28 protein-coding genes are annotated in these 26,639 nt (G+C 59.9%); 10 read left to right on the top strand and 18 right to left on the bottom strand.

Annotation, left to right across the window (positions count from 1 at the left end; translation table 11 throughout):
- Positions 1-75: 75 nt before the first annotated feature.
- Positions 76-1,041, bottom strand: a complete 966-nt coding sequence (locus M3P88_RS00650) for an ABC transporter substrate-binding protein (protein ID WP_249614168.1) — start codon at positions 1,039-1,041, stop codon at positions 76-78.
- Positions 1,042-1,368: 327 nt separating this feature from the next.
- Positions 1,369-2,964, bottom strand: a complete 1,596-nt coding sequence (gene aceB / locus M3P88_RS00655; protein WP_249614170.1) for a malate synthase A — start codon at positions 2,962-2,964, stop codon at positions 1,369-1,371.
- A 113-nt stretch (positions 2,965-3,077) separates the two neighbouring features.
- Between aceB and M3P88_RS00660 the strand changes: the two genes are divergently transcribed.
- The gene (locus M3P88_RS00660; protein WP_249614172.1) at positions 3,078-3,974 is read left to right on the top strand and encodes a LysR family transcriptional regulator; all 897 of its coding nucleotides are present in this window, start codon (positions 3,078-3,080) and stop codon (positions 3,972-3,974) included.
- Positions 3,975-4,048: 74 nt separating this feature from the next.
- Here M3P88_RS00660 and M3P88_RS00665 read toward each other — a convergent pair whose 3' ends face one another.
- The 3 genes from M3P88_RS00665 to M3P88_RS00675 all read right to left on the bottom strand — a co-directional run bounded on the left by M3P88_RS00665 (position 4,049) and on the right by M3P88_RS00675 (position 7,970).
- Positions 4,049-4,426 carry a hypothetical protein gene (locus M3P88_RS00665; RefSeq protein ID WP_249614174.1) on the bottom strand — a complete coding sequence of 126 codons (378 nt, stop codon included), beginning with the start codon at positions 4,424-4,426 and terminating at the stop codon, positions 4,049-4,051.
- 101 nt (positions 4,427-4,527) lie between these two features.
- Complete coding sequence (gene mutS / locus M3P88_RS00670; RefSeq protein WP_249614176.1) at positions 4,528-7,071, bottom strand: DNA mismatch repair protein MutS; 2,544 nt, start codon at positions 7,069-7,071, stop codon at positions 4,528-4,530.
- A 110-nt stretch (positions 7,072-7,181) separates the two neighbouring features.
- The gene (locus M3P88_RS00675) at positions 7,182-7,970 is read right to left on the bottom strand and encodes an inositol monophosphatase family protein (RefSeq protein WP_124734822.1); all 789 of its coding nucleotides are present in this window, start codon (positions 7,968-7,970) and stop codon (positions 7,182-7,184) included.
- A gap of 153 nt (positions 7,971-8,123) precedes the next feature.
- On the opposite strand from M3P88_RS00675, the gene M3P88_RS00680 reads away from it, so the two are divergent.
- Together M3P88_RS00680 and M3P88_RS00685 are read left to right on the top strand one after the other, a co-directional pair.
- On the top strand, positions 8,124-8,888 hold the full coding sequence (locus M3P88_RS00680) for an RNA methyltransferase (protein WP_249614177.1): 765 nt from the start codon (positions 8,124-8,126) through the stop codon (positions 8,886-8,888).
- 4 nt (positions 8,889-8,892) lie between these two features.
- Positions 8,893-9,768 (top strand): DUF1853 family protein, encoded by an 876-nt coding sequence (locus tag M3P88_RS00685; RefSeq protein ID WP_249614179.1) that lies wholly within the window; start codon positions 8,893-8,895, stop codon positions 9,766-9,768.
- Between the two features lie 46 nt (positions 9,769-9,814).
- Here M3P88_RS00685 and fnr read toward each other — a convergent pair whose 3' ends face one another.
- Positions 9,815-10,561, bottom strand: a complete 747-nt coding sequence (fnr, locus tag M3P88_RS00690; protein WP_249614180.1) for a fumarate/nitrate reduction transcriptional regulator Fnr — start codon at positions 10,559-10,561, stop codon at positions 9,815-9,817.
- Between the two features lie 112 nt (positions 10,562-10,673).
- Between fnr and hemN the strand changes: the two genes are divergently transcribed.
- Positions 10,674-12,080: an oxygen-independent coproporphyrinogen III oxidase gene (hemN, locus tag M3P88_RS00695; RefSeq protein WP_249614181.1), complete on the top strand. Its 1,407-nt coding sequence runs from the start codon at positions 10,674-10,676 to the stop codon at positions 12,078-12,080.
- 101 nt (positions 12,081-12,181) lie between these two features.
- Here the strand turns inward: hemN and M3P88_RS15865 are convergent, their stop codons facing one another.
- On the bottom strand, positions 12,182-12,307 hold the full coding sequence (locus M3P88_RS15865; protein ID WP_283773050.1) for a hypothetical protein: 126 nt from the start codon (positions 12,305-12,307) through the stop codon (positions 12,182-12,184).
- On the opposite strand from M3P88_RS15865, the gene M3P88_RS00700 reads away from it, so the two are divergent.
- Positions 12,306-13,664 carry a TrpB-like pyridoxal phosphate-dependent enzyme gene (locus M3P88_RS00700; RefSeq protein WP_249614182.1) on the top strand — a complete coding sequence of 453 codons (1,359 nt, stop codon included), beginning with the start codon at positions 12,306-12,308 and terminating at the stop codon, positions 13,662-13,664. The two genes, M3P88_RS15865 and M3P88_RS00700, sit on opposite strands and share 2 nt — an antisense overlap.
- 62 nt (positions 13,665-13,726) lie before the next feature.
- Here the strand turns inward: M3P88_RS00700 and M3P88_RS00705 are convergent, their stop codons facing one another.
- The gene (locus M3P88_RS00705; RefSeq protein ID WP_249614183.1) at positions 13,727-14,659 is read right to left on the bottom strand and encodes a GGDEF domain-containing protein; all 933 of its coding nucleotides are present in this window, start codon (positions 14,657-14,659) and stop codon (positions 13,727-13,729) included.
- Positions 14,660-14,768: 109 nt separating this feature from the next.
- Between M3P88_RS00705 and M3P88_RS00710 the strand changes: the two genes are divergently transcribed.
- The 4 genes from M3P88_RS00710 (at position 14,769) to M3P88_RS00725 (ending at position 18,244) form a co-directional block, all read left to right on the top strand.
- A complete protein-coding gene (locus tag M3P88_RS00710; RefSeq protein ID WP_249614184.1) occupies positions 14,769-15,428 on the top strand; it encodes a Crp/Fnr family transcriptional regulator in 660 nt (219 codons plus the stop codon).
- A gap of 89 nt (positions 15,429-15,517) precedes the next feature.
- Complete coding sequence (locus tag M3P88_RS00715) at positions 15,518-15,880, top strand: YMGG-like glycine zipper-containing protein (RefSeq protein WP_249614185.1); 363 nt, start codon at positions 15,518-15,520, stop codon at positions 15,878-15,880.
- 32 nt (positions 15,881-15,912) lie between these two features.
- A complete protein-coding gene (locus tag M3P88_RS00720; protein ID WP_249614186.1) occupies positions 15,913-16,245 on the top strand; it encodes a YmgD family protein in 333 nt (110 codons plus the stop codon).
- 553 nt (positions 16,246-16,798) lie between these two features.
- Positions 16,799-18,244: an aminotransferase-like domain-containing protein gene (locus M3P88_RS00725; protein WP_249614187.1), complete on the top strand. Its 1,446-nt coding sequence runs from the start codon at positions 16,799-16,801 to the stop codon at positions 18,242-18,244.
- Here M3P88_RS00725 and M3P88_RS00730 read toward each other — a convergent pair.
- The 10 genes from M3P88_RS00730 to M3P88_RS00775 form a co-directional block, all read right to left on the bottom strand.
- Entirely contained in the window at positions 18,229-18,957 is a 729-nt protein-coding gene (locus M3P88_RS00730; protein ID WP_249614188.1) for a proteasome-type protease, read from the bottom strand. The genes M3P88_RS00725 and M3P88_RS00730 overlap by 16 nt on opposite strands.
- Before the next feature lie 378 nt (positions 18,958-19,335).
- Entirely contained in the window at positions 19,336-20,115 is a 780-nt protein-coding gene (locus M3P88_RS00735) for a transglutaminase family protein (RefSeq protein ID WP_249614189.1), read from the bottom strand.
- Positions 20,115-21,029 (bottom strand): alpha-E domain-containing protein, encoded by a 915-nt coding sequence (locus tag M3P88_RS00740; RefSeq protein ID WP_249614190.1) that lies wholly within the window; start codon positions 21,027-21,029, stop codon positions 20,115-20,117. Before M3P88_RS00740 ends, M3P88_RS00735 begins: the two co-directional genes overlap by 1 nt.
- 3 nt (positions 21,030-21,032) lie before the next feature.
- Entirely contained in the window at positions 21,033-22,463 is a 1,431-nt protein-coding gene (locus M3P88_RS00745; RefSeq protein WP_249614191.1) for a circularly permuted type 2 ATP-grasp protein, read from the bottom strand.
- 140 nt (positions 22,464-22,603) lie between these two features.
- Entirely contained in the window at positions 22,604-23,005 is a 402-nt protein-coding gene (locus M3P88_RS00750) for a DUF2721 domain-containing protein (protein ID WP_249614192.1), read from the bottom strand.
- Positions 23,002-23,634, bottom strand: coding sequence for a L,D-transpeptidase (locus M3P88_RS00755; protein WP_249614193.1), 633 nt, complete (start codon positions 23,632-23,634; stop codon positions 23,002-23,004). The genes M3P88_RS00750 and M3P88_RS00755 overlap by 4 nt, the downstream gene beginning before the upstream one ends.
- Entirely contained in the window at positions 23,631-24,365 is a 735-nt protein-coding gene (tadA, locus tag M3P88_RS00760; protein ID WP_249614194.1) for a tRNA adenosine(34) deaminase TadA, read from the bottom strand. The genes M3P88_RS00755 and tadA overlap by 4 nt, the downstream gene beginning before the upstream one ends.
- 75 nt (positions 24,366-24,440) lie before the next feature.
- Complete coding sequence (locus tag M3P88_RS00765) at positions 24,441-24,719, bottom strand: hypothetical protein (RefSeq protein WP_249614195.1); 279 nt, start codon at positions 24,717-24,719, stop codon at positions 24,441-24,443.
- A complete protein-coding gene (locus M3P88_RS00770; RefSeq protein WP_249614196.1) occupies positions 24,716-25,102 on the bottom strand; it encodes a phage holin family protein in 387 nt (128 codons plus the stop codon). Before M3P88_RS00770 ends, M3P88_RS00765 begins: the two co-directional genes overlap by 4 nt.
- Before the next feature lie 3 nt (positions 25,103-25,105).
- Positions 25,106-25,423 (bottom strand): ElaB/YgaM/YqjD family protein, encoded by a 318-nt coding sequence (locus M3P88_RS00775; RefSeq protein ID WP_249614197.1) that lies wholly within the window; start codon positions 25,421-25,423, stop codon positions 25,106-25,108.
- Between the two features lie 413 nt (positions 25,424-25,836).
- On the opposite strand from M3P88_RS00775, the gene M3P88_RS00780 reads away from it, so the two are divergent.
- Entirely contained in the window at positions 25,837-26,580 is a 744-nt protein-coding gene (locus M3P88_RS00780; protein WP_249614198.1) for a hypothetical protein, read from the top strand.
- Positions 26,581-26,639 lie beyond the last annotated feature (59 nt).

Genomic DNA, 26,639 nt, shown 5'->3' on the forward strand with positions numbered 1-26,639 from the left:
GCGGCATGGCTTGTCGTGCGCAGGCAGAAACGGTTTTAGCCGTAGCCGCAGGAAATGGGCGGCTACGGCTGGCGCTTATTTGACGATTTCGGCGGCGCTCTTGAGCAAAGCCGGGTTCAGACTGACGTTCTGCTTTTGTGCGGCAAGCGGATTGAGTGTCAGCGACAGCTTATTGCCCATTTGCGGTGCGATGCTGCCGGCTTTTTCGCCCTTGAGAATGCGTACCACGATGCGACCGGCCTGACGGCCGATATCGTAGTAATTCTGTCCCAGTGCGGCGATAGCGCCGCGCTTGACCGAATCCGGATCCGAAGCAATCAGCGGGATCTTGCTCTGGTTGGCAACGGCCACCAGCGACTCGTAAGTCGACACCACATTATTGTCGGTGCTGGTGTAGATGGCATCGACCTTGCCGGCCAGATTCTTGGCCGCAGGGGCGACGTCCACGCTACGCGCGGCGGCCGACTCCACCAGCGTCATGCCGCGTTTGCCCAATTCGGTTTTCAGCTCGCGCGCCACAATGACCGAGTTGACTTCGCCCGGGCTGTAGACCATGCCGATCTTTTTGGCTGCCGGATGGATTTTCTGGATCAGATCAACCTGGGCTGCGATTGGCAAGCGGTCGGATACACCGGTGATATTGCTGCCCGAAGCCTTCCATGACGGCACCAGCTTGGCGGCGACCGGGTCGGTAACGGCAATAAAGACCACGGGGACATTGCGCGTTGCGGCGGCAACGGCCTGTGCGCTCGGCGTGGCGATTGCGACAATGGCGTCGGGCTTGTCGCCGACGAATTTGCGTGCAATCTGGCCTGCGGTTGCGGTATTGCCTTGTGCGCTCTGGTATTGCAGTTTGAGGTTGCTGCCGTTCTGGTAGCCGGCGGCCTTGAGTTCGTCTTCCACGCCTTTGCGGGCGGCATCCAGCGCCGGATGGTCAACAATGGCGGTGACGGCAACCGATTTCATATCGGCCGCGCTGGCCGAGCCGAGTGCACCGATGGCGAGCAGGGAAACGAGCAGGGGGCGAAGGGATAGGCGCATGGTGTTGATCTCGTTATAAACAAATAAAGATTGGATTTTGTCTGCAATCTTATGGCAAAACGACAGGCACTGTTTTTTGTTTATTGATTTTTCATGCTTATAAATGCGTAATATTTTTAATAAAATTGCTGTTGATTTGCATTTTGCGCGATAAATATTGTGATTTTTGCGTTGGCTTGAAATATGATGGTTAATTTATTGCTGCGTTGCGACAAGAATGGGATGCGGCTGAAGCCGGGTGTGCGCTGGATATCGACAAAGAAAAACGGCCACAGATTTGCTGTGGCCGTTGCGTGTTCTCTGGCTTGCCGCCAGAGATGCAGGATCTTAGTCGAGGTAGTCGTAGCCTGGCAGGGTCAGGAACTCGACGAAGTCGTCGCTGCTGGTCAACTCGGCAAACATGCGCGCCGCGTCTTCATACTGGCGTGTCCAGCGGCTGCCCAGCTTGTCTTTCAGGTCGGCTACCACTTCGCCGTGGAACTGGGCGAATAATTCCTGCGTCACCTTGCGGCCGTCTTCCAGCACGCCTTTGGGCGAGCGTATCCACTGCCAGATCTGAGCGCGCGAAATCTCGGCGGTGGCGGCATCTTCCATCAGGTTGTGGATAGGTACGCAGCCGTTGCCGGAGATCCATGACCCCAGATACTGGATGCCGACGTCGATATTCAGCTTCATGCCGGCTTCGGTAATCGGAGTTTCCGGCTGGAAAGTCATCAAGTCGGCCGCCGTCGTATTCACGTCGGGGCGCTGCTTGCCGATCTGGTTAGGCGCATCGCCCAGCACGGCGTTAAACGACTCCATCGCAATCGGTACCAGACCCGGGTGGGCAACCCAGCCGCCATCGTAGCCGTCACCCGCATCGCGATCCTTGTCGGCCTTCACGCCGCCCAGGGCCTTTTCATTGGCTACCGGATCGTTCTTGATCGGGATCAGCGCGGCCATGCCGCCGATGGCCGGTGCCTGGCGCTGGTGGCAAGTCTTGAGCAGCAGCAGCGCATAGGCGCGCATAAACGGCACGGTCATGGTGATGGCGCCACGGTTAGCCAGGCAGAAATCCTTGTTGTTCTTGAATTTCTTGATGCAGCTGAAGATGTAGTCCCAACGCCCGGCATTCAGGCCGCAGCTGTGCTCGCGCAGCTCATACAGGATTTCATCCATCTCGAAGGCGGCGAGGATGGTCTCGATCAGTACGGTGGCCTTGATCGTGCCTTGCGCAACGGACAGTTCGTTCTGTGCAAACACGAACACATCATTCCACAGCCGTGCTTCCAGATGGCTTTCCATCTTCGGCAGGTAGTAATAGGTGGCGCGGCCGTTTTCCAGCAGGTAGTGGATGTTGTGGAAGAAGGACAGCGCGAAGTCGAACAGTGCGCCGGAGACGATCTCGCCATCGACGGTGAGGTGCTTTTCCATCAGATGCCAGCCGCGCGGGCGCAGCAGCAAGGTGGCGATGTTGTCGTTCAGCGCGTATTGCTTGCCTTCGGGGCTGGTGAAGGAGATGGTCTTGCGATAGGCGTCGCGCACATTGATCTGGCCGCTGATCTGGTTGTCCCAGCTCGGGCAGTTCGAGTCTTCAAAGTCGGCCATGAAGCTCTTGGCGCCGGAGTTCAGCGCATTGATCATCATCTTGCGCTCGACCGGGCCGGTAATTTCGACACGGCGATCCAGAAGGTCGGCCGGCAGCGGCGCGATCTGCCAGTCACCTGCGCGCACGGCGGCAGTTTCCGGCAGGAAGTCCGGCAAACGCCCTGCATCCAGCTCGGCCTGGCGCAGCACGCGGCGCGCGATCAGTTCGCGGCGGGTGCCTTCGAATTTGCGGTGCAGCTTGGCCACAAACGCAAGTGCTTCCGTGGTGAGGATCGTTTCGTATTCCGCATTCAGCGGGGCGAGAATTTCAACACCTTGCGGCAAGGTCATGGCCATCTGGTTTCTCCTGGGGTTTATCGGTCTGAATTATGCTGTTTGCCAGTTTAGGTGAGCATGGATTATAGAAAAAGCCCTAAAATGGCATTAATCCTTTTACTTTTTGTATGCTAATGGACAGCTTCAAGCAGATGGAAACGCTGGTCGCGGTGGTGACGCTGGGGAGTCTGAGCGCAGCCGCCCGGCAAGAAGGCGTGGTGCCGGCGATGATAGGGCGGCGGCTGGATGCGCTGGAAGAGCGTTTGGGCGTGCGGCTACTGGTGCGCACGACGCGCTCCATCACGTTGACGCAGGAGGGCACGGCTTTTTACGAAGATGCGTTGCGCATCCTGGGCGAGCTGGCGGATGCCGAAGCGGCGGTGGCTTCGGGCAGCGGGCGCGTGCGCGGCCATCTGCGCCTGTCGGCACCGGCAGGCTTTGGCCGGCGCCATGTCGCGCCGCATGTGGCCAGCTACCAGCGCATGCATCCGGATATCAAGGTGACGCTGGATTTGTCCGATCGGCTAGTGGATTTCGTGCGCGACCGCATCGACTGTGCAATACGGATTTCCGATCTGGCCGACTCTTCTTTAGTGGCTCTGCGTCTGGCTGAAAACCGCCGCGTGGTGGTCGCGTCTCCGGCCTATCTGGCCGAGTATGGCATTCCGTATCGTCTGGAAGATTTGTCGGGCCACAATTGCCTGTCGCTGGGTGAAAGCCAGAGCCGCGGCTGGAGCTTTATGCGGCAAGGTGAGCTGGTCAATCTCAAGGTGTCGGGCGTGCTGGAGTGCAACGATGGCGCCGTGCTGCATGACTGGGCGATTCGCGGGCTGGGTCTGGCCTGGCGCTCGCTATGGGAGGTAAAGGATGATTTGTCGGAAGGGCGGCTGGTGACGGTGCTGGACGCATATGCTTCACCCGACTATCCGGTGTATGCGGTGGTGGCAGCGCGGCGTTTGCTGCCGCTCAGGGTACGTCACTTTATCGAGCATTTGCGCGCCTGTTACAGCGCGCCGGGCTATTGGGATTAGACCTTGTGCTACGGGTTAGTGTGCGCAGTGGCGGGCGGTAAAGCGTTCGAAATAGGCGATCGGGCCGATGCTGCTTAAACCGACATGAAAGCAGATGTCGGCGGCGAGTGTTTCGCCGCATTTTCGCTGGCGTGAATCAGCTCATACAACACTTCTACTTTCTTGAATCGCTCCTGAGCCCCGAGGCTGCCATCCAGCCATGCCTGTATTTCTGCCGATTTCGGGTGGGTGCTGTTGACTTCCAGCGCGCAGTTGGGGCAACTGACAAAACTGATTGCCGGCGGGATGGCGATGTCCATGCCGGCGAGTGCATCCTGCGCATAAATGGCAAATTCGCTCAGGCGGTTTCCAGCCCGCTGCCGGATCGCCGACAGCGGTAAAGCCTCGGCGTCCCCCGGCAGATTGAAAAGTTTTTGCAGACTGCTCTGGGCAGGGTCATCAGCATTGTTCATGGCCAGTCCTTTCCTTTGACTTTTATCAAGTGATTTTCAAGTGATCAATATAGAAAATATTCAATGGCATTGGAAGGAAAATTTATTCGCCATGCCGCGGATTATTCCGCCAGTTTTGCCTTGAGTGCATAGAGCAGACTCAGCGCTTCGCGCGGGCTCAGACTGTCTACATCGGCGTCTTCCAGCATCTCCAGCGCCGGATGCGGCAGCACCTCCGGCTGGGAAACGCTCGCTTGGGTAAACAAATCAGGCTGCTGGCGGGCGACCGACTGGTTTTCCAGATCCAGCAGATGGCGCCTTGCCTCGCGTATGACTTTGGGCGGCACGCCGGCCAGTTGCGCCACGGCCAGGCCGTAGCTCTGGCTGGCCGGGCCTTCTTCCACGTGATGCAGGAACACAATGCTTTCCTTGTGTTCGACCGCCGACAGATGGACATTGGCAACGCCGGCATAGTCGTGTGCCAGTCGTGTCAGTTCGAAGTAGTGGGTGGCAAACAGCGTGTAGCTGCGGTTTTTTTCGATCAGCGCCCGCGCAATCGCCCAGGCCAGCGCCAGACCGTCAAAGGTGGAGGTGCCGCGACCGACTTCATCCATCAGTACCAGACTGTGGGCGGTGGCATTGTTGAGGATGTTGGCGCTTTCGGTCATTTCCACCATAAAGGTGGAGCGGCCGCCGGCCAGATCGTCGGAGGCGCCGATACGGGTAAAGATGCGGTCGATCGGGCCGATGACCGCGCTTTGTGCCGGCACGCAGCAGCCGATATGTGCCATCAGCGTCAACAGGGCCGTCTGGCGCATATAGGTCGATTTACCGCCCATATTGGGGCCGGTAATCAGCAACAGCTTGCGCGCGTCCGACAGGCAGATGTCGTTGGCGATAAAGCGTTCGACGCCGGCTTCCACGACCGGATGGCGGCCTTCAATAATCTCCAGCCGGTTGCTGCCGACAAATTCGGGGGCGACGTAATTGCAGGTTGCGCTGCGCTCGGCAAAGTTGGCCAGCACATCCAGCGTGGCAACCGCCTGTGCCGCCTGCTGCAGCGCGCCGACATACGGGATCAGCGCGTCCAGCAGTGCTTCGTATAATTGCTTTTCCAGCGCCAGTGATTTGTCCTGGGCCGACAGTGCCTTGTCTTCGAATTCTTTCAGTTCCGGCGTGATATAGCGTTCGGCGTTTTTCAGTGTCTGGCGGCGGCGATAGTCGTCCGGCACCTTGTCCGACTGGGCGCGTGATACTTCGATGTAAAAGCCGTGTACCCGGTTGAATTCGACCTTGAGCGTGCTGATGCCGGTACGCTCGCGCTCGCGTGCTTCCAGTTGCAGCAGGAATTCGCCGCAGTTGGTCTGGATGTCGCGTAGCTCGTCCAGATCGGCCGAGTAGCCGTGGTTGATCACGCCGCCGTCGCGCAGCAAGGTCGATGGTTCGGGCAAAATCGCCGCCCGCAGCAGCGCTTCGGCCGGCGCGTTTTCCGGCAGGTAGCTGGCCAGCGTATCCAGCAGCGTGCTGTTCAGGCTGGCGGCCTGATGGCGGGCGTCTTTCAGGCGGGCAAGCGAGTCGCGCAGCGAGGACAGGTCGCGCGGGCGGGCGCTACGCAAGGCGATGCGGGCAGTGATGCGTTCGATATCGGCGACGCCGGACAGGGTGTCGCCTAGCGCCTGATGCTGGTCGGCGAGGGCGGCGACCGCATCCAGCCGTTCGCGCAGGCGGGCATGGTTGCGCAGCGGATGGTGCAGCCAGTGGCGCAACAGGCGGCTGCCCATGCTGGTGCTGCAATGGTCAAGCAAGGAGGCCAGCGTCGGGCTGGCTTCGCCGCGCAGGGTCTCGGTCAGTTCCAGATTGCGGCGGGTGGCGGCATCCATGCGCACCAGTTCGCGGGTGTCCTCCACACTCAGGCTGGCGATATGGGCCAGATGCGCACCCTGGGTCTGTTTGGCGTATTCGAGCAGGGCGCCGGCCGCACCGACCGCCACCGGGCTGTTCTCCGCGCCGAAGCCGGCCAGATCGCGCGTGCCGAAATGGCGGGTCAGGGTGAGCTGGCCTGATTCGCTATCAAACTGCCAGGACGGCAGTTTCTTGCGCGGAATGGCCAGCGTATCCAAAAGGGCGATGGCGTGATCGTCGGGCAGCAAAAGCTCGGATGGGCGCAGGCGCTCAAGCTCGCTCATCACCTCGTCGACCGGCACCTGCATGATGCGGAATTCGCCGCTGGACAGCGATAGCCAGGCCATGCCCAGCACGCCCTTGATGCTGTTCAGTGCCAGCACCAGGTTGTCGCGCTTGTCGTCCAGCAGCGCGGCATCGGTCAGCGTGCCCGGGGTGACGATGCGCATGACTTTGCGTTCGACCGGCCCTTTGCTGGTGGCCGGGTCGCCGATCTGCTCGACGATGGCAACCGACTCGCCCAGTTTGACCAGACGCGCAAGATAGCCTTCGGCGGCATGATAGGGCACGCCGGCCATCTTGATCGGCGTGCCGGCCGAGGCGCCGCGCGTGGTCAGCGTGATATCCAGCAGGCGCGCCGCCTTTTCCGCATCCTCGTAAAACAGCTCGTAAAAGTCGCCCATGCGGTAGAACACCAGCTTGTCCGGGTGGTCGCGCTTGAGGGAGAGGTACTGCTGCATCATCGGGGTGTGGGCTGCGCTCATGCTGGTCTTCTGGGCTAGGGGTGACAAAGACGACAACGCCCCGACTGGCGGGGCGTTGGGCGTGCTGATTTTACGTCAAGCCGGCAAGGTCGTCATCCGGCGTGCGCGCTTCAGGCTACATGCGGTGCGATGATGTGCAGAAGCTGCGCCAACACCTTAGGGCTGGCAGCAACGATGTCGCCGCTTTCCAGCCAGGTCTGCTCGCCCTTCATATCGGTCACGATGCCGCCGGCTTCCTGTACGATCAGGCTGCCTGCCGCGATGTCCCACGGCTTGAGGTTGAATTCGAAGAAACCGTCCACGCGGCCGCAAGCCACATTACACAGGTCCAGCGAGGCTGCGCCTTCGCGACGGGCACCGGCACTCTTGGCGATGACGTCTTTCAGGATGGCCAGATAGGTGTCGATCATGCTCTGGTCGACCACGGGGAAACCGGTGGCAATCAGGCATTCGTTCAGCTGGATGCGCTTGGAAACGCGGATGCGGCGCTCGTTGAGGAAGGCGCCTACGCCGCGGCTGGCGGTGTAGAGGTCGTTGCGGCTCGGGTCGTAGACGACGGCTTCCTGCACCTGACCTTTGTGGGCCAGCGCGATGGAAATGGCGTATTGCGAGTGGCCGTGCAGAAAGTTGGTGGTGCCATCGATCGGGTCGATGATCCACTCGTATTCGGAGGCGCCCATGCCTTTCGCGCCGGACTCTTCTGCTAGAATGGCATGCGACGGATAAGCCTCGAGAATGACGTCGATAATGGCCTGCTCGGCGGCACGATCCACGTCGGTCACGAAGTCGTTTGCACTCTTCTTCTCGACGCGAATGATGTCGATATTGTGCGATGCGCGCTGAATCACGCTACCTGCACGACGGGCAGCTTTTACCGCGATATTTAGCATCGGATGCATTTGCATGGACGGCCTCTACAATCTGGACGCAACAGGCACGCGGCTCACCAACGCGCGCCGTGCCTGCCACTAACAATTTCGGTTAAGGAACAAAAAACCCCGACGCATTGCGCGGGGTTTCATAATGGCCGGCATTCTACTCGTAAACAGCTGATGAATAAACCCCAAGTCCCTGATTTTTTGAAGAACATTCGGGTCGTTCTGACCCGTACCAGCCACCCGGGCAATATCGGCTCGGCCGCACGCGCGATGAAAACCATGGGCCTGACCCGGCTCTATCTGGTTGAACCCAAAGTCTTTCCCAGCCCCGAGGCGGATACGCTGGCTTCCGGCGCCGTCGATGTGCTGGAGCAGGCCACCGTGGTTGCGACGCTGGCCGAGGCGCTAAGCGGTGTGACGGTCGCTTGTGCGCTGACCAGCCGCCGGCGCGAACTGACGACGCCTTTGGCGGTGCCGCGCGAGGCGACACCGGAACTGGTGGCGCGTGCCCAGGCCGGCGAGCAGGTGGCGTTGGTGTTCGGCAACGAAACCTTCGGCCTGTCGATAGGCGAAGTCGAGCAGTGCAACCGGCTGGTGACCATTGCCGGCAACCCGGATTACTTCTCGCTGAATCTGGCCATGGCGGTGCAGGTGATGTGTTACGAGTTGTTCAGTCACAGCGGCTTCGAGATGGACTATCTTAAACCCGCCGGCGAGCCGGCGACGCTGGACGAGGTGGAGGGTCTGTGCGGCCATCTGGCGCAGGCGATGGATGATATCGGCTACTTCCGCCGCCGCAATAGCGAGCGCCTGATGCGGCGCATGCGCACCTTGTTTGGCCGTGCCGCGCTTGAGCGCGATGAAATCGATATCCTGCGCGGCTTTTGCAAGCAGATCGAGCGGGTGGCAGCCGAGCATGGCAAGATCGAGCGCAGCTAGTTCCTTGACTCTGCCTTACGCGCAGCCGGCAGTGCGCGATCTGGCTTTCTTGCTGTGCGCACCGCCGCCGCTGCATTTCGGTCCGCCTTGTCCGCGTGCCCGCCTGTTGGGGGGGCAGGGGCTGGCCTATCTGGCGGAACTGGATCGCGATCCTGCGGCCTTGCTTTCTTGTCTGGCGGCGAGTCCGCGCTTGCGTCTGGGGCATTACGCCGAGCAACTTTTGCTGTTCTGGTTTCATCTGCTGCCGCATATCGAAGTGGTCGCGCATGGGCTAGCCTTGCGCGACCCGGCAGGGCTGACGCTGGGTGAGTTCGATTTTTTGTTGCGTGTGGACGGCGAGCCCTGGCATCTGGAAACCGCCAGCAAGTTCTATTTGCAAGCGCCGCAGGCCGGGGGCGTCTGGATCGGGCCGGGGCTGAATGATGCCTGGCCGCTTAAGGCATATAAACTCACGCAGCAGCTGGCGCTGTCAGGTCATGCCTGTGCACAAGGGCGGTTGCCGGCCGATTTTGCGACCTGCCGGCACGAGCTGTTGCTGGCGGGCTGGTTTTTCTATCCGCCTGATTGCATGCCGCAGGATACGGGGCTGACGCGGGGCTGGTGTGCGCCGCTGGATGAAGCCTGGCCGCGCACCCATGGTGCTACGCGCTGGGTCCATCTGGCGCGCGAGCGCTGGCTGGCACCAGCTCGGGTGCAGGAAGAAGACACGCAGGCGGAGGCCGATTTGCGCCGGCTCTTGCAAGTGGCGCAGGCACCGCAACTACTGGCCGAGCTTGAGCAGGGCCGTGGCGGGGTCTGGATCGAAGTGGCGCGCGGTTTTGTGATGCCTCAAGCCTGGCCGGACCTTGCGCGACTGGACGCATTGCTGGCGCGGATATGAGTTGAAAGGGGGTGATGGCTTGCCTTGAATCAGGCAGCGCCATCACTTAATGGCTGTGCGCGTGAATGCAGCCTGAGATCAGGTTCTTCAGCTCATCGGTCTGGTATAGCTGGATATGCTTGTGATCGACCTTGATCCAGCCTTGCTGCTGGAATTTGGACAGGGTACGGCTGACCGTCTCCAGCTTAAGACCAAGGAAGCTGCCGATTTCTTCGCGACTCATGCGCAGGATAAAGTCGTTGGCGGCAAAACCACGCGTTGCCAGGCGCGAGGAGACATTCAGCAAGAATGCCGCCAGACGTTCGTCGGCTTTCATATTGCCCAACAGCAGCATAATGCTCTGGTCGCGTACGATTTCGCGGCTCATCAGACGGTAAAAATGGTGCTGCAGGCTGGGAATGTCGCGGCTCAGGCTTTGCATGCGGGAAAACGGCAGCTCGCAAACTTCGCTGTCTTCCAGTGCGATCGCGTCGCAGCCATGCACATTGGCCGAGATGCCATCCATACCCAACAGCTCGCCCGACATGTGAAAGCCGGTGACTTGCTCGCGCCCGTCCTGACTGGACATGCAAGTCTTGAAAAAGCCGGTACGTATGGCAAACAGCGATTTGAATGCTTCGCCGCTGCGGAACATATACTCGCCGCGCTTGAGGCGCCGGCTTTGACGGATCACGGCATCCAGTTGGGCAAGCTCGTCGCGGTTCAGCCCGACAGGCAGGCACAGTTCACGCAACGTGCAGTTAGAGCAGGAAACCTTGAGGGCGTGCAGATGACTGTTGTTCTGTTCAGGCATACGTAAGATTCAATGCTCTTTCAGGAGAAGCTTGACGCTTGTCAAAGCGGGGTAGACATTGCTGTGCGAATTTACCACTCTGCCAATAGATTGACCACCGGTATCGGATATTATGAGCGCCGCCCAAATTTTTTCGCCATCCCGTTTCGAGTTTGACCGCAAGCTGATCGAACAACTTGACGGCTCCGGCCCCAGATATACCTCCTACCCGACGGCGGATCGTTTTGGTCCGGCCTTTGGCGAGGCGGATTATCTGCGCGTGTTGAGTCAGCGCCGCATCGGTGCCAACCGCAAAGCCATATCATTGTACGTGCATATTCCGTTTTGTAACACTGTTTGCTACTACTGCGGCTGTAACAAAATCATTACCAAGGATAAGGCGCGCGCCGATCTCTATCTCGATTACCTGGAAAAGGAAATCAAGCTGGTCGCTGCCGCCATGGGTGGGCGCGAGCAACTGGTGCAGCTGCACTTCGGTGGCGGTACGCCAACCTTTTTGTCGGATGCGCAGCTGGAGCGGCTGATGGGCATGCTCAAGGCGCATTTCGACTTCAAGCCTGAAGGCGAGTATTCGATCGAGATCGATCCGCGCAAGGTCGGACGCGAAACAGTCTTCAAGCTGGCGGCGCTGGGCTTTAACCGCATGAGCGTCGGCATTCAGGATTTCGATCCTGCCGTGCAGCAGGCGGTAAACCGCGTGCAAAGCGAGGAAGAAACGCTGGCCGTGATTGCCGCGGCGCGCGAAGCCGGTTTCAAATCGGTGAGTGTGGATTTGATCTACGGCCTGCCGCTACAAACGCCGGCCTCGGTGGCAGCCACCTTGGCCAAGGTGATTGAGATTTCGCCGGACCGGGTTGCGCTTTATAACTATGCGCACCTGCCGACCGTGTTTATGCCGCAGCGCCGTATCAATGAAGCCGAGCTGCCCTCGGCGGCGGCCAAGCTGGACATCCTGCAAAGCTCGGTCAAGCAACTGGCCGATGCCGGCTATGTGTTTATCGGCATGGACCACTTTGCCAAGCCCGAGGATGATTTGTCGCGCGCGCTGGCGGAAGGGCGTTTGCAGCGCAATTTCCAGGGCTATTCCACGCATGCCGATTGCGACATGATAGGCCTTGGCGTGTCTTCTATCGGCAAGGTGGGCGCCAGCTTTGTGCAGAGCGAGAAGGATATCGAGCAGTATTACGCGGCACTGGACGGCGGACATTTGCCGGTGATGCGCGGCTATATGCTGGACAGCGACGATATCCTGCGCCGTGCCATTATCCAGGCGCTGATGTGCCGCTTCTCGCTGTCGGTGTCGGCGATAGAAGAGGTTTACGGCATTAATTTCCGTGAGTATTTTGCCGCCGAACTGCCGCAGCTGGAGACTTTGCAGCAGTTGGGACTGCTGAGTTTCGACGGCGATTTCATTATGGTCGAGCCGCGCGGACGTTTCCTGATCCGCAATATCGCCATGGTGTTCGACCGCCATCTGCGCGAGCGCAAGACGCAGGCGCGTTACTCCAAGACCATCTGACGGGTGTCATGCCCGATATCAGCCGCCGGCTTTTGAGCCCGGCGGTTTTTTTTGTCCAGCCTTTGAGCAAGACGCGGGCGGCTTGCACTGAAAGTTGAATGTCATGTAGTCTGGTTTGGTGCTTTTACCGGATTTTTCCCATGACTTGCTGCCTTTTTCATCTGCCGGGCTTTGCCCATGATGTGATTTGCCTGCACCGCTTTTAGACTGACGAGGATACCGCCCATGCTACAGACCAAGTTCCTGCTTCCCGATAACGAGATTCCGACCCACTGGTACAACGTGGTGGCCGATATGCCAAGGCCACCCGAGCCGGTGCTGGGCCCAGATGGCCAGCCGCTCACCCCTGACGCGCTGTCTGCTATTTTTCCGCAGGCATTGATCGAACAGGAGGTCAGCCGTGAGCGCTGGATCGAAATTCCGCAAGAAGTCCGCGAGCTGTACCGTCTGTGGCGTCCGACCGCCTTGGTGCGCGCGCGCCGGTTGGAAGAGGCATTGGGTACGCCGGCCAAGATATTTTTCAAGTACGAGGGCGCAAGTCCGGCCGGGTCGCACAAGCTGAACTCGGCCATTCCGCAGGCGTATTACAACAAGCAAGAGGGCATTACCCGGCTGACCACCGAAACCGGCGCCGGGCAATGGGGGAGCTCCTTGTCGCTGGCCGGCGAGATGTTTGGTATCGATGTCCGCATCTATATGGTAAATGTCAGCTACCAGCAAAAGCCGTTCCGCCGTTCGATGATGCAGACCTGGGGCGGCGAGGTGCTGGCCAGCCCAAGCAGCCTGACTGCGGCGGGGCGTGCGGCCCTGGCCGAGAATCCAGATAACCCCGGCTCCTTGGGGCTGGCGATTGCCGAGGCGGTCGAAGAGGCGGCCAGTCGCCCGGATACGCATTATGCGCTGGGCTCGGCATTGAACCATGTCTTGCTGCATCAGACCGTGATCGGGCTGGAGGCGCGCAAGCAGTTCGAACTGGCTGGTACCTGGCCGGACATGATTTTTGCGCCTTGCGGTGGCGGCTCCAACTTTGGCGGCGTGGCTTTCCCATTCTTTGCCGATAATGCGGCAGGGCGCAAGCAGGTTCGTCTGGTGGCGGTGGAACCCAGCTCTTGCCCCAGCCTGACCCGTGGCCATTATGCTTATGATTTTGGCGACTCGGTCGGCCTGACGCCGCTGATGAAACAGTACACATTGGGGCATGACTTTATGCCGCCATCCATCCACGCCGGGGGCCTGCGTTACCATGGCGCCAGCAGTCTGGTTTCTCAGCTTTATCATGAGGGGCTGATCGAGGCGGTGTCCGTACCGCAGCTGGCGACCTTTGAGGCGGGCGTTGCGTTTGCCCGTGCCGAAGGGATTATTCCGGCGCCCGAGTCCTGCCATGCCATCCGCGCCTGTATCGATGAGGCTTTGCGCTGCAAGGAAAGCGGCGAAGAGAAAACCCTGTTCTTCAATCTGTCAGGCCATGGCCACTTCGATATGGCAAGCTACGACAAGTATCTGAGCGGTGCGCTTGAAGACTATGAGTATCCGCAGGAGGCGATTGCTGCGGCGCTCGCCCGTTTGCCACAGGTGATGGCCTGATCTGTGTCTGCCATGAAAAGCGGCCGGTTTGACCGGCCGTTTTCTTTTGCGCACGCCAGCATTCAGGGCTGGCGTGCCAGTGTATTGATGCCTTGGGCACGGGAGCGTGTCAGGGCAAGATCAAGGCGGGCGAGCAGGTGCTTGTGTGAGCTTTCGCCCTTGCGCAAGGATGACAAGCCGACACAGGCGGCCGCCGAGCGGTTTTCACCTGCAACTTGGAATTGCTGCAGGCTCAGGCTGGCGATCAGGCGCCGTGCGGCGCGGGTCGCACCTTGCATCGGGGTATAGGGTAAAACCAGCAGCAGACAGCCGTCTTCGCGCCTGGCAATCAGGTCGCAGTCACGGGCACTTTGCATGCACAAGCTGCCGGTCATGCGGCGGATATAGCCTGCGGTATCTTTATCCAGCTCATGATTGAAGTTGGGTATGCCTTCAATGGAAATCAGCAGCGCAGACAGCGAGTGGCCGTAGCGGTTGGCGCGGCCGACCTCATGGGCCAGCCCAGACAACAGTGCCGGCATGCCCAGTACGCCACTGAGGTAATCATCGGCATCGGTGATGCGTGGCTCATGCTTGAGCTCTTTGGCCAGCTTGAGTACGCGCTCGCAGACCTGCCGTTCGCTTTCCAGCAGGCGGCCCATCATCACGGTTTCACTGCGATCGGAAAAGCTGATGGCCAAAACCGGACGCAGAAAATCGACTTCCCGTAATGATAATTGGGCGTTGAACTGATGGCCGCCTTTGGCCTTGAGCATGACCTCTTCGTTGTACAGCATGCCTTGCTGTGCGAGGCGGGTGATTAAGCTTGCTTCATCGGCCGGATCGGCCAGATGGCCAAAAAATGGCTGGCCGATGAGGTCAGTACGCGGGATACCCAGTAAGATAGCGGCCAACTGGTTGGCGGCAAATATTTTGCCATCAGCCGGAGTGACCAGCACCAGAGCGCCCTGCACGGTATCGATCAGGGCTTGAAATGCGCGTTCGTCTGCCAGCATGCTTAATTCCTCCTGTCATTTTGGTAGTCTAGACTGTGCAGTAATGTTTGCAGGAGAAGTAATAAGTATGTTGATGGAATGTAGTGTTGAGGGGGCAAGTGGAATACCCATGGATATATCGTTGCTGTTTCCGCTTTTTTCCCAGTGGCCCGCAGAAGAACGCCGGGCCCTGCTATCACAAGGGCGTGTGGTGACATTTGCGGCTGGTAGCGACATTATTTCCATGCAGCAAACCGTACATGAGGTGTTGTTTATCAGTCACGGACTGATGACGGCTTATACACCGGGCAAACGTGCGGGCCGCCCCTTCTGCTACGGTTATATTGTGCCCGGCGACATTATCGGCCTGCATGCCTTGTTCGAGCGGCGACCTTTTGGCGTGGCGGTGCAAGCGTTACGCGACACGCGTGGTTTTAGCCTGCCGCGGGATGCTTTGGTGCAGGCGCTGGATGCCAGGCCGCAGGCTTGGCGCGCGGTTGCCGAATTGATGACGCATGCCGTGCACCATTTGCTGAATTTTGTTTCCATGCTGTCCGAGCCGGATGGTTATAGCCGGCTTAAGCGGGTGCTGGAAGCACTGGAGCAGCATGCGCAAGCGCATCCGGCTGCGCCGGGTTTGCATTTGACCCAGCGCGAACTGGGGGAGCGTATAGGGCTGAGTCGGGAGATGGTTAACCGCATGCTTAAGGCGCTGCGTACCGGCGGTTATATCCAGCTGGATGAAGAGGGCGGGATTGTCATCGCCAAGCCCTTGCCCGAACGCTTTTAACTCTTGATGTGCGCTTTCGCACAGGGCCTTGTTAAATAAGCAATGGCTGTTTTAGACTGCGTGCCAATGAATTCCGGAGGGTTTGCGACATGAGTAAGATTTTTATTCGCACCATGGTGCTGGCAGCGACCGTGGCTGCGCTGGCCGTGCCTGCTTCTGCTCACGCTTATAAGCGTTCTGACCGTACCAAGAATGCAGCCATTCTGGGTGCCGGTATCGGCCTGCTGAGCGGCAACGGCATCAAGGGCGCCATTGGTGGTGCCGTGATTGGCGGCGGCGTTGGCGCGCTGACCGAAAATGGCCGCAAGGGCCGCAGAGCCGTCAAGGGCGCGCAAAAGGGCGCGCTGCTGGGCGCAGGCGTAGGCTTGCTGTCGGGTAATGGTATTGATGGCGCGATCAAGGGCGCGGTTGTCGGTGGCGCCGGTGGTGCCATTCTTGGCCGTTACAACTGATCACACACTGAATATTTAGGATGGATGACAAAATGAAAAAACTGGCTATTATTGCTGCCCTGTTGACCAGCTCCGCTGCTTGGGCTGCCGCTCCTGCTCCTGCCGCTCCTGGTGGTCTGTCTGCTGACTACATGATCACCTGCTCCGAAGCTAATGAAGAAGCCAAGACCGATGCCGGTTTTGTCTCCGCTTTGGTTGCCAGCATGGGGAACGCCAGCGTGGAAGCGCGCAATCTGAAAATCACCCCATCCAAGGATCTGGATGCCAAGGTGGTTAAGGCCATGGGCGCGGTTTGCAAGAAAGACCCGGACGGCTTGTTGCTCAACGCAGTCGACAGCGCCATGCGCTCGGTTGCCGCCAAGTAAGCATCCGCCTTGTCAAAAAACCCGCACTTGTGCGGGTTTTTTTTTTGGCATTTTTTGATTCTTTTTACACCGGGTAGTCACTGCCCTTGCACCCTGACCATATTTTAAGGCTTTGATTTTCAATCCGAGACCAAGCGCAAAGTGCAAGATGTCAGTGGATGGAGCCGCGCAAAGCTTCCCTTTTCTATGCATAAATAATCACCGGAAAACAGCGTTTTTTGTGATGTCATGACCGACTCCGCCAGCCATTGGCCAGCCGAGACGATCTCAAGTTGGCCATTGACCAAGTGGAGATGGATACTTCTGTGAGTATCCAGCGGGTAGTGGTGACCACGGATAAGCTGCATCGTAAGCGAAGCGGAGGTATGCATCGTGCGGTACTCCTGAAAACCTGAAAGACGGAGACCCAGCTTAAAAGATGCGTGTAGAAATCGGCAGGTACAGGCCAAGCTAAAAAGGAAGATAACAGCGTAGGCAATAGGGGGCTGTTACGTCACAGGGCAGGGCAATCTGTATCTGTCATTGCCTCAATTTATTGTGCATAATCGTGCGCATGAATCATCCTGCTCTCTACCAGCGTCTTGCCGAGCACTACCTGAGTGCTATCCGACAAGGCTCTTTGCTGGTCGGTGAGCGCATGCCCTCCTTGCGTACGCTGATGGCACGTCATGGTGTCAGTTTGTCTACGGCACTCCAGCTATGTCGCCATCTGGAAGAGCGCGGGGTATTGGAGGCTCGTCCCCGAATTGGCTATTTTGTTAGGGCGGGTAGTCGTTTGCCGCTGCAGGCCGCCCGCGAACCGGAGGTGCAAGTACCCGATGCGGCGCAGTACAGTGGTGTGCATCCTCGTGTCAGTGCCATTATTGCCAGCACGATGCGGGTACCCGCTCGCATCAGCCTATCGTGTGCAAGAGCCGCACCGGAATTGTATCCAAATGAAGCGTTACGCCATTCAATGCAGCGCGTGCTCAGACAGGATGATTTGCTGTTTGGCCAAGCGGTTGCCCACAATGGCGACATGCGCCTGCGCGCTGCGCTGGCACATCAGGCGCTGGCCGCTCGCATGGTTCTGGCTCCTGAGGAAATCTTGATTACCCATGGCTGTATTGAGGCGCTGAACCTTGCATTACGCGCGGTTACGCAGCCAGGAGATCTTGTCGCGGTGGAGTCTCCAACTTTCTTTGGCTTGTTGCAGGTGCTCGAGAGCCTTGGCTTGAAAACCCTGGAAATCCCAACGAGTCCTCACAGCGGTATTTCTCTTGAAGCATTGCAGCTAGCGGCTGATATGCACCCTGCGCTACGTGCATTGGTGGTGGTACCGAATTTGCAAAATCCGCTGGGCTGCGTGATGTCCGATGTAAACAAGCGTGCCTTGGTTGCATGGTGCGAGGCGATGAAGATCGCACTGATTGAAGATGACACCTATGCGATGTTGGGCAGCCGGGATGAACATCTGAGTGCGCTCAAATCGTGGGATCACAGCGGCAATGTCATTCACTGTGCGTCTCTGCACAAGTCCTTGTCGCCGGGGCTCAGGCTGGGGTGGATGAGCGCCGGGCGCTGGCAGGCCAGAGTGGAAATGCTGAAATACGCCCAGTCGCGCTCCAATGAAACGCTGGCACAACGGGCAGTCGCAGATTTTATCGAGTCTGGCCACTATGACCGCCACCTGCGCCGCTTGCGTGGTGCATTGAATACGCAGCGTCATGCCCATGCCGAAGCTATCGCCCGCCATTTTCCGGAAGGTACGCGCCTGAGTGTGCCGGAGGGCGGCTTGTCATTATGGGTCGAGTTGCCTGACTACGTGTCGTCTGAAAAACTCTTTTATCAGGCTCTGGAGCAGGGCATCCATCTCACTCCCGGCTGTTTGTTTTCCAATACCCGGCGCTTTGAGCACTTTTTACGTATCAATTGCGGTACCCCATTTTCATCTCAGATCGACGAGGCACTGTGCGAGCTGGCAAGGTTGATGCGAAGCCGTACTCACAACGGCCAGTGAGGTGCGGGCAAAGTGGCAAAGACTTCGCGTAGTCCTTTGCTCCAGGCCTGACGCAAGACACTGAAGTAGGGATCTTTTTCGGCCAGCCTGACCGGTGCCAGCGGCGCCGCGTCATCGGGGCGTAGCCAGACCAGATCAATCGGCGCACCAACCGACAGGTTGGAACGCATGGTCGAGTCGAGTGAAATCAGCGCACACTGGATGGCTTGCGCCAGTGGCGTGTCGTAGTCCAGCACGCGATCGAGTATGGGTTTGCCGTACTTGGCCTCTCCGATCTGGAAGTAGGGCGTATCGCGGCTGGCTTCGATGAAATTGCCCTGCGGATAGATGTGGAACAGGCGCATGGCTTCGCCCTCAACCTGCCCGCCAAGCAGGAAGTGGCTGGAAAAGTCGATGGACGAAGCCGGATCAGCATCGCGTGCGACCACTTCGCGCAAGGTTGCACCCACCATGGCGGCCGCATCGTACAGGGATGCGACCTGCAGGAGGTTGCGTGCCGGCTCGTGATGGCGGCAGGACAACTCCAGCAGGCTGGCCACACTCTGACTGGTGGCAAGGTTGCCGGACGAGAGCAGCACCATGCGCGCCTGCCCCGGTTTTTCAAATACCCGCATCTTGCGAAAAGTCGCGACATGGTCGACGCCGGCATTGGTGCGGGTGTCGGATGCGAATACCAGGCCTTGGGCCAGGCGGATTGCGACGCAATAAGTCATGTCAGCCTTTGTCTGGGCTATGTACCAGTTACGAGTTGGCACAGGGGAGTTTTGGATTTTGTGTCCGCTAGGCGGACGTACTTTTTACTTGCCGCTTCCGCGCGGCATGCGGGCAGGGGCCGGATGCGCCCGGCCCCTTGCATCCCCGGCGCCCCCGAAGTCTCGCGAGACCCCTGTGCAAAAGTCGCTGGCGAGGCGCTGGCCAACTCGCGATTCGCTACCGTCGAATCGCTCAAACAAGGGCCAGCTTAAGACCTCGCCAGCGACTTTTGCACCGGCGCGAGCCTAACGGGGATGGGTAGCTGACGCATCAATAGCGTGCATTACATGCCGTCAACAATCACCTGTTATTGGGACACCGCCTTTGCTTGTACCAGCTCAGCTCTCGATAAGCTGGACGTCGGCGCGGGTGCTGTGGATTTCCTGTCCGCCACCCAGACGTACGCCGCGTACCGGGCAGGCATCCAGATAATCCAGTCCGCAAGCGAGTTTAAGGTGGTGGGCGTCGGGCGGGCGGGCATTGCTGACATCGAAGCCATACCAGGCATGATCCAGCCAGACTTCGGCCCAGGCATGGCTGGCGGCATGCTCTTCGTTTTCGTTCAGCAAATAGCCGCTGACATAGCGCGCAGGCAGGCCGAGGATGCGGCAGGCCGTGATAAAAACCTGGGTATGGTCCTGGCACACACCTGCGCCCAGCGCCAGCGCCTGATCGGCCGGTGTGTGTACCTGAGTCGCGCCCGGCGTATAGGGCATGGCCTCCAGCACCTTGCGCCCCAGCTGCTCGAGTAAAGTGCCAGCGCCTGCGCCGGCGTGTGCCAGCTCGGTCAGGGCGGCACTGGCGGCAGTGAGCGCCGTATGGCGCAGAAACACCCGTATATCCAGCGCGCCGGGCAGGGGGCAGGGGGTACGCGCTTGCGTCTCGACTTCTCCGCTGGCCAGCAGCCGGATGCTGTCGTGCGTGCCTTCCAGCATCATCAGATGGTAGCGGTTGCCGTAGCCGTCTAGGCCCGAGCTGGCGGCGGCAGGCAAATCCAGATGCCAGTGGCGCACCGTCTGGCAGGGATCATCTGCGGGAGTCAGGCGCAGCAGCTGTGCGCTACGCAGGGCCGGCTCGGCATAGTGGTAATGCGTTACATGGCGGATGGACAGTCGCATTATGCCGCCTCCAGATAGGCCTGCTGTACCAGCGCCCCCAGCCGGGTGATATCGGCAAGCATTTTGTCCAGATAGTCATGCAGTCCGATCTCGAAGACCTCGTCAACGCTGGTGTAGGCCTGTGCTGCCCTGAGCTCGGCCGCCAGCCGCTTGGCGGCGCGGCCATTGTCGCCCTCGATGCGCGAGAGCCATTTGTAGGTTTCGTCAAAGCAGGCGCGGAGGCTGCGCGGCATATCGGGTCTTAGCAGCAGCAATTCGGCCACGCGCCGGCCCGACGGCGCATCGCGATAGAGGGCATGGTAGGCCTCGAAGGCGCCGACCGCGCGCAACAGGGCGCTCCACGCGTAGTAGTCGGCGCTGTCGCTGTCACCCAGCAGCTGGCTCTTCACATCCAGCAGGCGGGCGGTATTGTCGGCGCGCTCGATAAACGTGCCCAAGCGGATAAAGGAGAAGGCATCGGTGCGCTGGCAGGTGCCGTGGGTGGCGCCGCGGAACAGGTGGGAGCGCTCTTTGACCCAGTCGAAAAAGGTCTGGTAGCCGCAGCCGGCAGCGGCCAGCTCGCGCGCTTCCAGCCAGGTGCTGTTGATCGACATCCACATCTCGGCGGTGATCTTGCCGCGTACCGCGTGTGCGTTGTCGCGGGCGCTTTTGAAGCAGGACACGATGGAGGACGGGTTGCCCAAGTCATAGCTCATAAAGGCCAGCACGTCGGAGGCGGAAATCTGGCCGTGCCGGGCCTGATACGCTTCCAGGGTGCCGGTGAGTGCCAGGGGCGCGGAAATATCGGTGCCGGCGCGCGAGGCGGGCAGCAGCGAGACCGCAAGGCTGACATCGAGTAAGCGGGCCAGATTTTCGGCGCGCTCCATCTGGCGGGCCATCCAGAACAATTGATCGGCAGTGCGCGATAGCATCATGATTCAGTCCTCCAGTACCCAAGTGTCTTTGGTGCCGCCGCCTTGCGACGAATTCACCACCAGCGAGCCTTGTTTGAGTGCCACGCGGGTCAGCCCGCCGGCCACCATGGTGGTTTCGCGTCCGCTAGACAGCACGAAAGGGCGCAAATCGATATGGCGCGGCGCGATGCCCGACTCGACGAAGGTCGGGCACGACGACAGGCACAGCGTAGGCTGCGCGATATAGTTGGCCGGCGTGGCGATCAGGCGCGCGCGGAACGCTTCGATCTCGGCGCGGCTGGCGGCCGGGCCGACCAGCATGCCGTAGCCGCCGGCGCCGTGTACCTCCTTGACCACCAGCTTGTCCAGATTGGCCAGCACATGATCCAGCTCGCTCGGGTTGCGGCACTGGAATGTTTCGACATTGTGCAAAATGGGTTCTTCGCCCAGATAGAAACGGATCATCTCCGGCACATAGGGATAGATCGACTTGTCGTCGGCGACACCGGTGCCGATGGCATTGGTCAGCACCACATTGCCCTGACGGTAGGCATGCATCAGGCCGGGCACGCCCAGCATCGAATCGGCGCGGAACGCCAGCGGGTCGAGGAAGGCATCGTCGATGCGGCGGTAGATCACATCGATACGCTTGTGCCCGGCGGTGGTGCGCATATAGACCTGCTCATCGCGCACGAACAGGTCGCGGCCCTCCACCAGCTCGACCCCCATTTGCTGGGCGAGGAAAGCGTGCTCGAAGTAGGCGCTATTGTGCTGGCCGGGGGTGAGCACCACCACCGTCGGGTTTTCCTGACGGCTGGCGTGACGCAGCGTGGCCAGCAACAGGGTCGGGTAGTGGTCGACCGGTGCGATGGCGTGGCGGGCGAACAGCTCGGGAAACAGCCGCATCATCATCTTGCGGTTTTCCAGCATGTAAGACACGCCGGAGGGCACCCTGAGGTTGTCTTCCAGCACGTAATAGTTGCCGTCGGCGTGGCGGATCAGATCGACGCCGGTGATATGTGCCCAGATCCCGTCCGGCAGGGAAATGCCCTGCATCAAGGGTTGGTATTGGGCGTTGGCAAACACCTGTTCGGCCGGAATGCGGCCGGCCTTGATGATCTGGTGGTCGTGGTAGATATCGTCCAGAAAAGCATTGAGCGCACGCACCCGCTGCGCCAGCCCGGCCTCCAGCTGGCGCCATTCGGCGGCCGGAATCACGCGTGGGACGGTATCGAACGGAATCAGGCGCTCGGCGCCGGAGTCGTCACCATAGACGGCGAAGGTGATGCCGACGCGATGGAAGAGCTGGTTGGCTTCTTCCCGTTTTCGCGCCAGCATTTCGGGAGGCTGGGCCTGCAGCCAGTTGGCAAAGTGCTGGTAATGGCTGCGTACCGCACCGCTGGATAGCAGCATTTCATCGTGATGCCCGGGCTCGGGCAGGGTCAGCGCGTGCATGGTGTGCTCCCGGTTGGCTCTTGACCAGGAGTTCAGCAAGCGCCATGCCAGCTATTAGCCGGGGCGCAGCACCACGGCGGGCGGTACGGGGCGCGATCGTGGTGCATGGCAAGGGCGATGCACCATCGCGGCGCAGCGCATCAGCGGCGGCGGGTGTCTTCGATATCGGCCAGCAGGATATTCAGTGCGCCGGACGACAGTTTGAGCTCCAGCAGGGAGACGCCCAGCGAGGCGATCATCAGTGCGAGGCTGGCGCCGAAGCTGTAGTGGGCCAGCGTTTCCCAGCCCAGGTAGATCTTGAGCATGGCCACGACACAGAGAAACAGGCTGGCTACGCCAAGAAACTGCATCTGCTGGATCAGCGATACCCGGCGCCTGAGGCTGGAGATCTGCAGCAAAATCTTGGGGTCGGGTGCCCGCCGATAGTCGTTGTACAGATTGCGTATGGTGGCCGCCAGACCCAAAAAGCGGTTGGTATAGGCCAGCAGCAGCAAAGAAATGGCCGGGAACAGCAGGCCGGGCGTGGTCAAATCCAGAATCATCCAGTGGTTTCCTCTATCAAAACATCGGTGCCCAGCGGCACCAGCCGGAACAGCTCAATCACATCAGGGCTTTTCATGCGCACACAGCCGCGCGAACTGGGCTTGCCCCAAGGCACATGGCTGCCCGCGCCGTGGATATAGATGGCGCGATCATAGCTGTCGACATCGCCGCCCTGATTGCGCCCGGGCTCCATGCCGCACAGCCATAAAATGCGCGTCAGTATCCAGTCCTTGTCCGGATACTCGGCATGCAGTGCCGGGCTGTACTGCCATGGCGTGACAGCACGGCGGTAAATAATGGTGTTCTCGCCTGCAGCTTCACCGATCTTGTCGCACACCCGGTGCCAGCCGCGCGGGGTTTGCAGGCTGCCTGCCTTTTCCCCCAGCCCGTTTTTGGCGGTCGAGACGATGTAATGCCGCATTTCCCGTCCTGTGCCATCAAACAGCGTCAGGCTCTGCTTTTGGTTGTCGACCCGTATCCATGGCTGGCCGGGTGTTTTCGGGTTGGGGTGAAGGCCATCCGGCACGCGGGCGGCAGCGGCGGTCGGGGCCGGCGGGGGTTGTGTCGTGGCGCAAGACGACAGCAGGCCGGCACACAATAGCAGCAGGGGCAGGGCGGATGGCTTCATGTGCGCTTGTGGCGCAGTTGCGCGAAAAAGGCCGATAGCTGGTGTGCGCAGCGCGCGTGTTCGACGCCGGCAAAGACTGCGGTATGGGCGTTGAGGGTCTTGAGGGCAAACAGGTCGGTCACGCTGCCGGCCGCGCCGGTTTTGGCCTCGTGAGCGCCATAGATCAGACGCGCGATACGCGCCTGCATAATGGCGCCGGCACACATGGCGCAAGGCTCGAGCGTCACATACAGATCACAGCCCTCCAGCCGGTAGTTGCCCAGCTGGCGGGCCGCTTCGCGTAGCGCCAGCATTTCGGCGTGGGCGGTGGGGTCGCAACTGGCGATCGGGCGGTTGCTGCCACGGCCGATGATGTGGCCGTCCTTGACGATGACGGCACCGACCGGCACTTCGCCTTGCGCTGCCGCCTGCGCTGCCAGCGCCAGCGCCGCATCCATATACACGGCCAGCTCGCCCGCTTGCGGCGGGTTGTGTACCGGCGGGTGCGCGGCCAGCGCCTCGAGTAAAGCCGTGTGGTCGCCGGGGCTTAACGCCTGCCAGTGTACGCCGCGCCGTGCCGCTTCCAGCGCATATAGCACGCGCTTGCCGGCATCGTGGCCAGCGGCCTTAAGCTGTAAAAACGCCTTGACCACACCGGTTTGCGCCAGCGCTTCGCGGCTGCAGATACCCAGTGCCGCCAGCTGGCGCAGGGTGGCAGGGGACAAGGGCGGGGTGGTCAGGGCTGTGCTCACGGGGCTGGGGGCAGGCAAAAAACAAGGCCACCATTATACGGTGGCCTGATCGGGATGGGGCAGCCAGCTTGATGATTAGCGGCGCATCAGCCAGCGGCGGATGGCCACGGCGGCAAGGGTTAGCCCCAGCAGACGCTTAAACAGGCTTTTTTGTGCCAGCTTGGGAAAAACCAGCGCGGTGAGCGCGACGCCGGCCTTGAGGCCGCGCGAGCTGCCAAGCAGTGCCGAGACACCACCCCTGGCCAGTTGCAGCGGGTTTTTCCATTGCGACGTTTCCAGCTCCAGCCGGGTACGCAGCGCCTCGCCCTTGATCAGCAGCAGCTGTTTTTTCAGCTCGCGCTCATGCCGCTTCATGGCGACTCCTTACCCGACACTGCATGCCAGTCTTTCTTGACTTCAGCCATCGTCAGGGCAAACGCCTTGGGTGCATGCGCCATGCGCCGCTTAAGCTGCAGCAACAGCAATAGGGCGGCGAAAAAGAAGCCCAGCGCCATCAGGCCGGCCGCCAGCACCCGGGCCGACTCCGGCAGCACCAGCATAATAAACAGCAGCAGCGTGATGATGGCGATAAAGAACAGAATAAAGGCAGCGGCCAGCAGCATGATATTGGCTACCAACCGTTCCTGCTGCTCTTCCACCTCGATGCGCATCAGCTCGGCACGGGTAAACAGCAAGGCAACCAGCGCCTCCAGCATGGAGCGCAGGCTGCCCGGACGTGCGGTGCGTGGGCCCGTCATGCCTTAGCGGCGCGAAACCAGCAGGCCGAGCAGGAAGGCCACGGCGGCAGTGATGCCGATGGCTTTCCATGGGTTTTCATGGACGTAGTGGTCGGTGGCCTTGGCGGCATCCTTGGCGCGGCCGCGTGCAATCTTTTCCGCGTCCAGCAGGCGCGACTTGGCCAGCTTGAGATTGTTCTGCAGCTTGAGGTTCAGCTCGCGCGCCTTTTCACTGCCGTTGTCACCGGCCGAGGCCAGCAACTCTTCGGTGTTGTTAAGTACGCTGCGGACTTCGTCCAGCAGTTGTTCTTTGTCGGCGTTGAGGGTGTTGTTGTCAGCCATGACGGTCTCCTGTGCAGTGGTCGGAACGGAACGAACTAAAACAGTAGCGGGCAAACATGGCGTTTGCAAGCATTGGCTACCATGTTAATGCTTAATATGTGGTTTGACCGAGGAAAAGCGGGTTTTTTTTGATGTACTGCAAAAAAAGGCGGTAAAAATCCGCGCTCACGTGCCCATCTGCTGACCCGTGTCGCGCGCTCTTGGCGCGTCGGTACTCGACGTCTCATCCTGCCGTGTACTTTCTGGCATGGCAACCTCAACGACTTGAAGAGTCATGTCAAATGCGATTGACATGCTCGGTAATGCACATAGAAAAAAATATACACCTGTACAGGTGTATATTTCACGTTGGGCGACAACTGCTGTTAGGGAGGCCGGCTGTCGGTTTCCCAGTACTTCATTAGAGGAACACCATGAAACCCTTTCGTATGCTCTTGACCCTATTTGCTTCCCTGTTGTTGATGATGTCCTCCATTGCTTATGCGTACGACATCGAGACCCGTGCCGTGCAGTTTGCCAAAGGCAAGTCTTCAGCAACGATCAATGACACGATCAAGGGCGACCTGACCATCGACTACACGCTGCGTGCCCGGGCCGGCCAGACCATGAGCGTGAAGCTGGCGACGAAGAACGGTGCCAACTATTTCAATGTACTGCCTCCCGGCAGCAACGATGAGGCGCTATTCGTCGGCTCCAGCAGTGGCAACGAATGGACGGGCGTCCTGCCGGACGAGGGTGAATACAAGGTGCGCGTCTATCTGATGCGCAGCGCGGCGCGGCGCAACGAGGTGGCGAACTACACGCTGACGGTCGGCATTACCGGTGCCGCCAAGGCTGTCGACTTGGGCAAGGCCCCGGCCAGCGACGCCAAGGTCAAGGGCACCCGCTACCACGCCACCGGCCCACTGCCGTGCCATATGGGCAACGACAAGCCGATTCAGTGCGAATTCGGCGTCATCCGCGGTAAACCGGGTAATGCCGAGGTGCATATCACTCCACCGGGCGGCCTGAAGCGCGTGCTGACCTTCATGGGCGACAAGGTCACCACCGACCCTCGCGACAAATTGAAGGCGGTGAAAAAGGGGTACGACTGGGAGATCGAGGTAAATGACTACGAGCACTACACGATTCCCGAAGCGGTTGTGCAGGGGGGATGAAGTCCGTGGGCGGAATTCAGATGCTTACGTCACTGCTAGTGGGGAAGCCAGCGAACATA

This window comes from Craterilacuibacter sp. RT1T (assembly GCF_023502145.1).
In the GTDB taxonomy this organism is placed as follows: domain Bacteria; phylum Pseudomonadota; class Gammaproteobacteria; order Burkholderiales; family Chromobacteriaceae; genus Craterilacuibacter.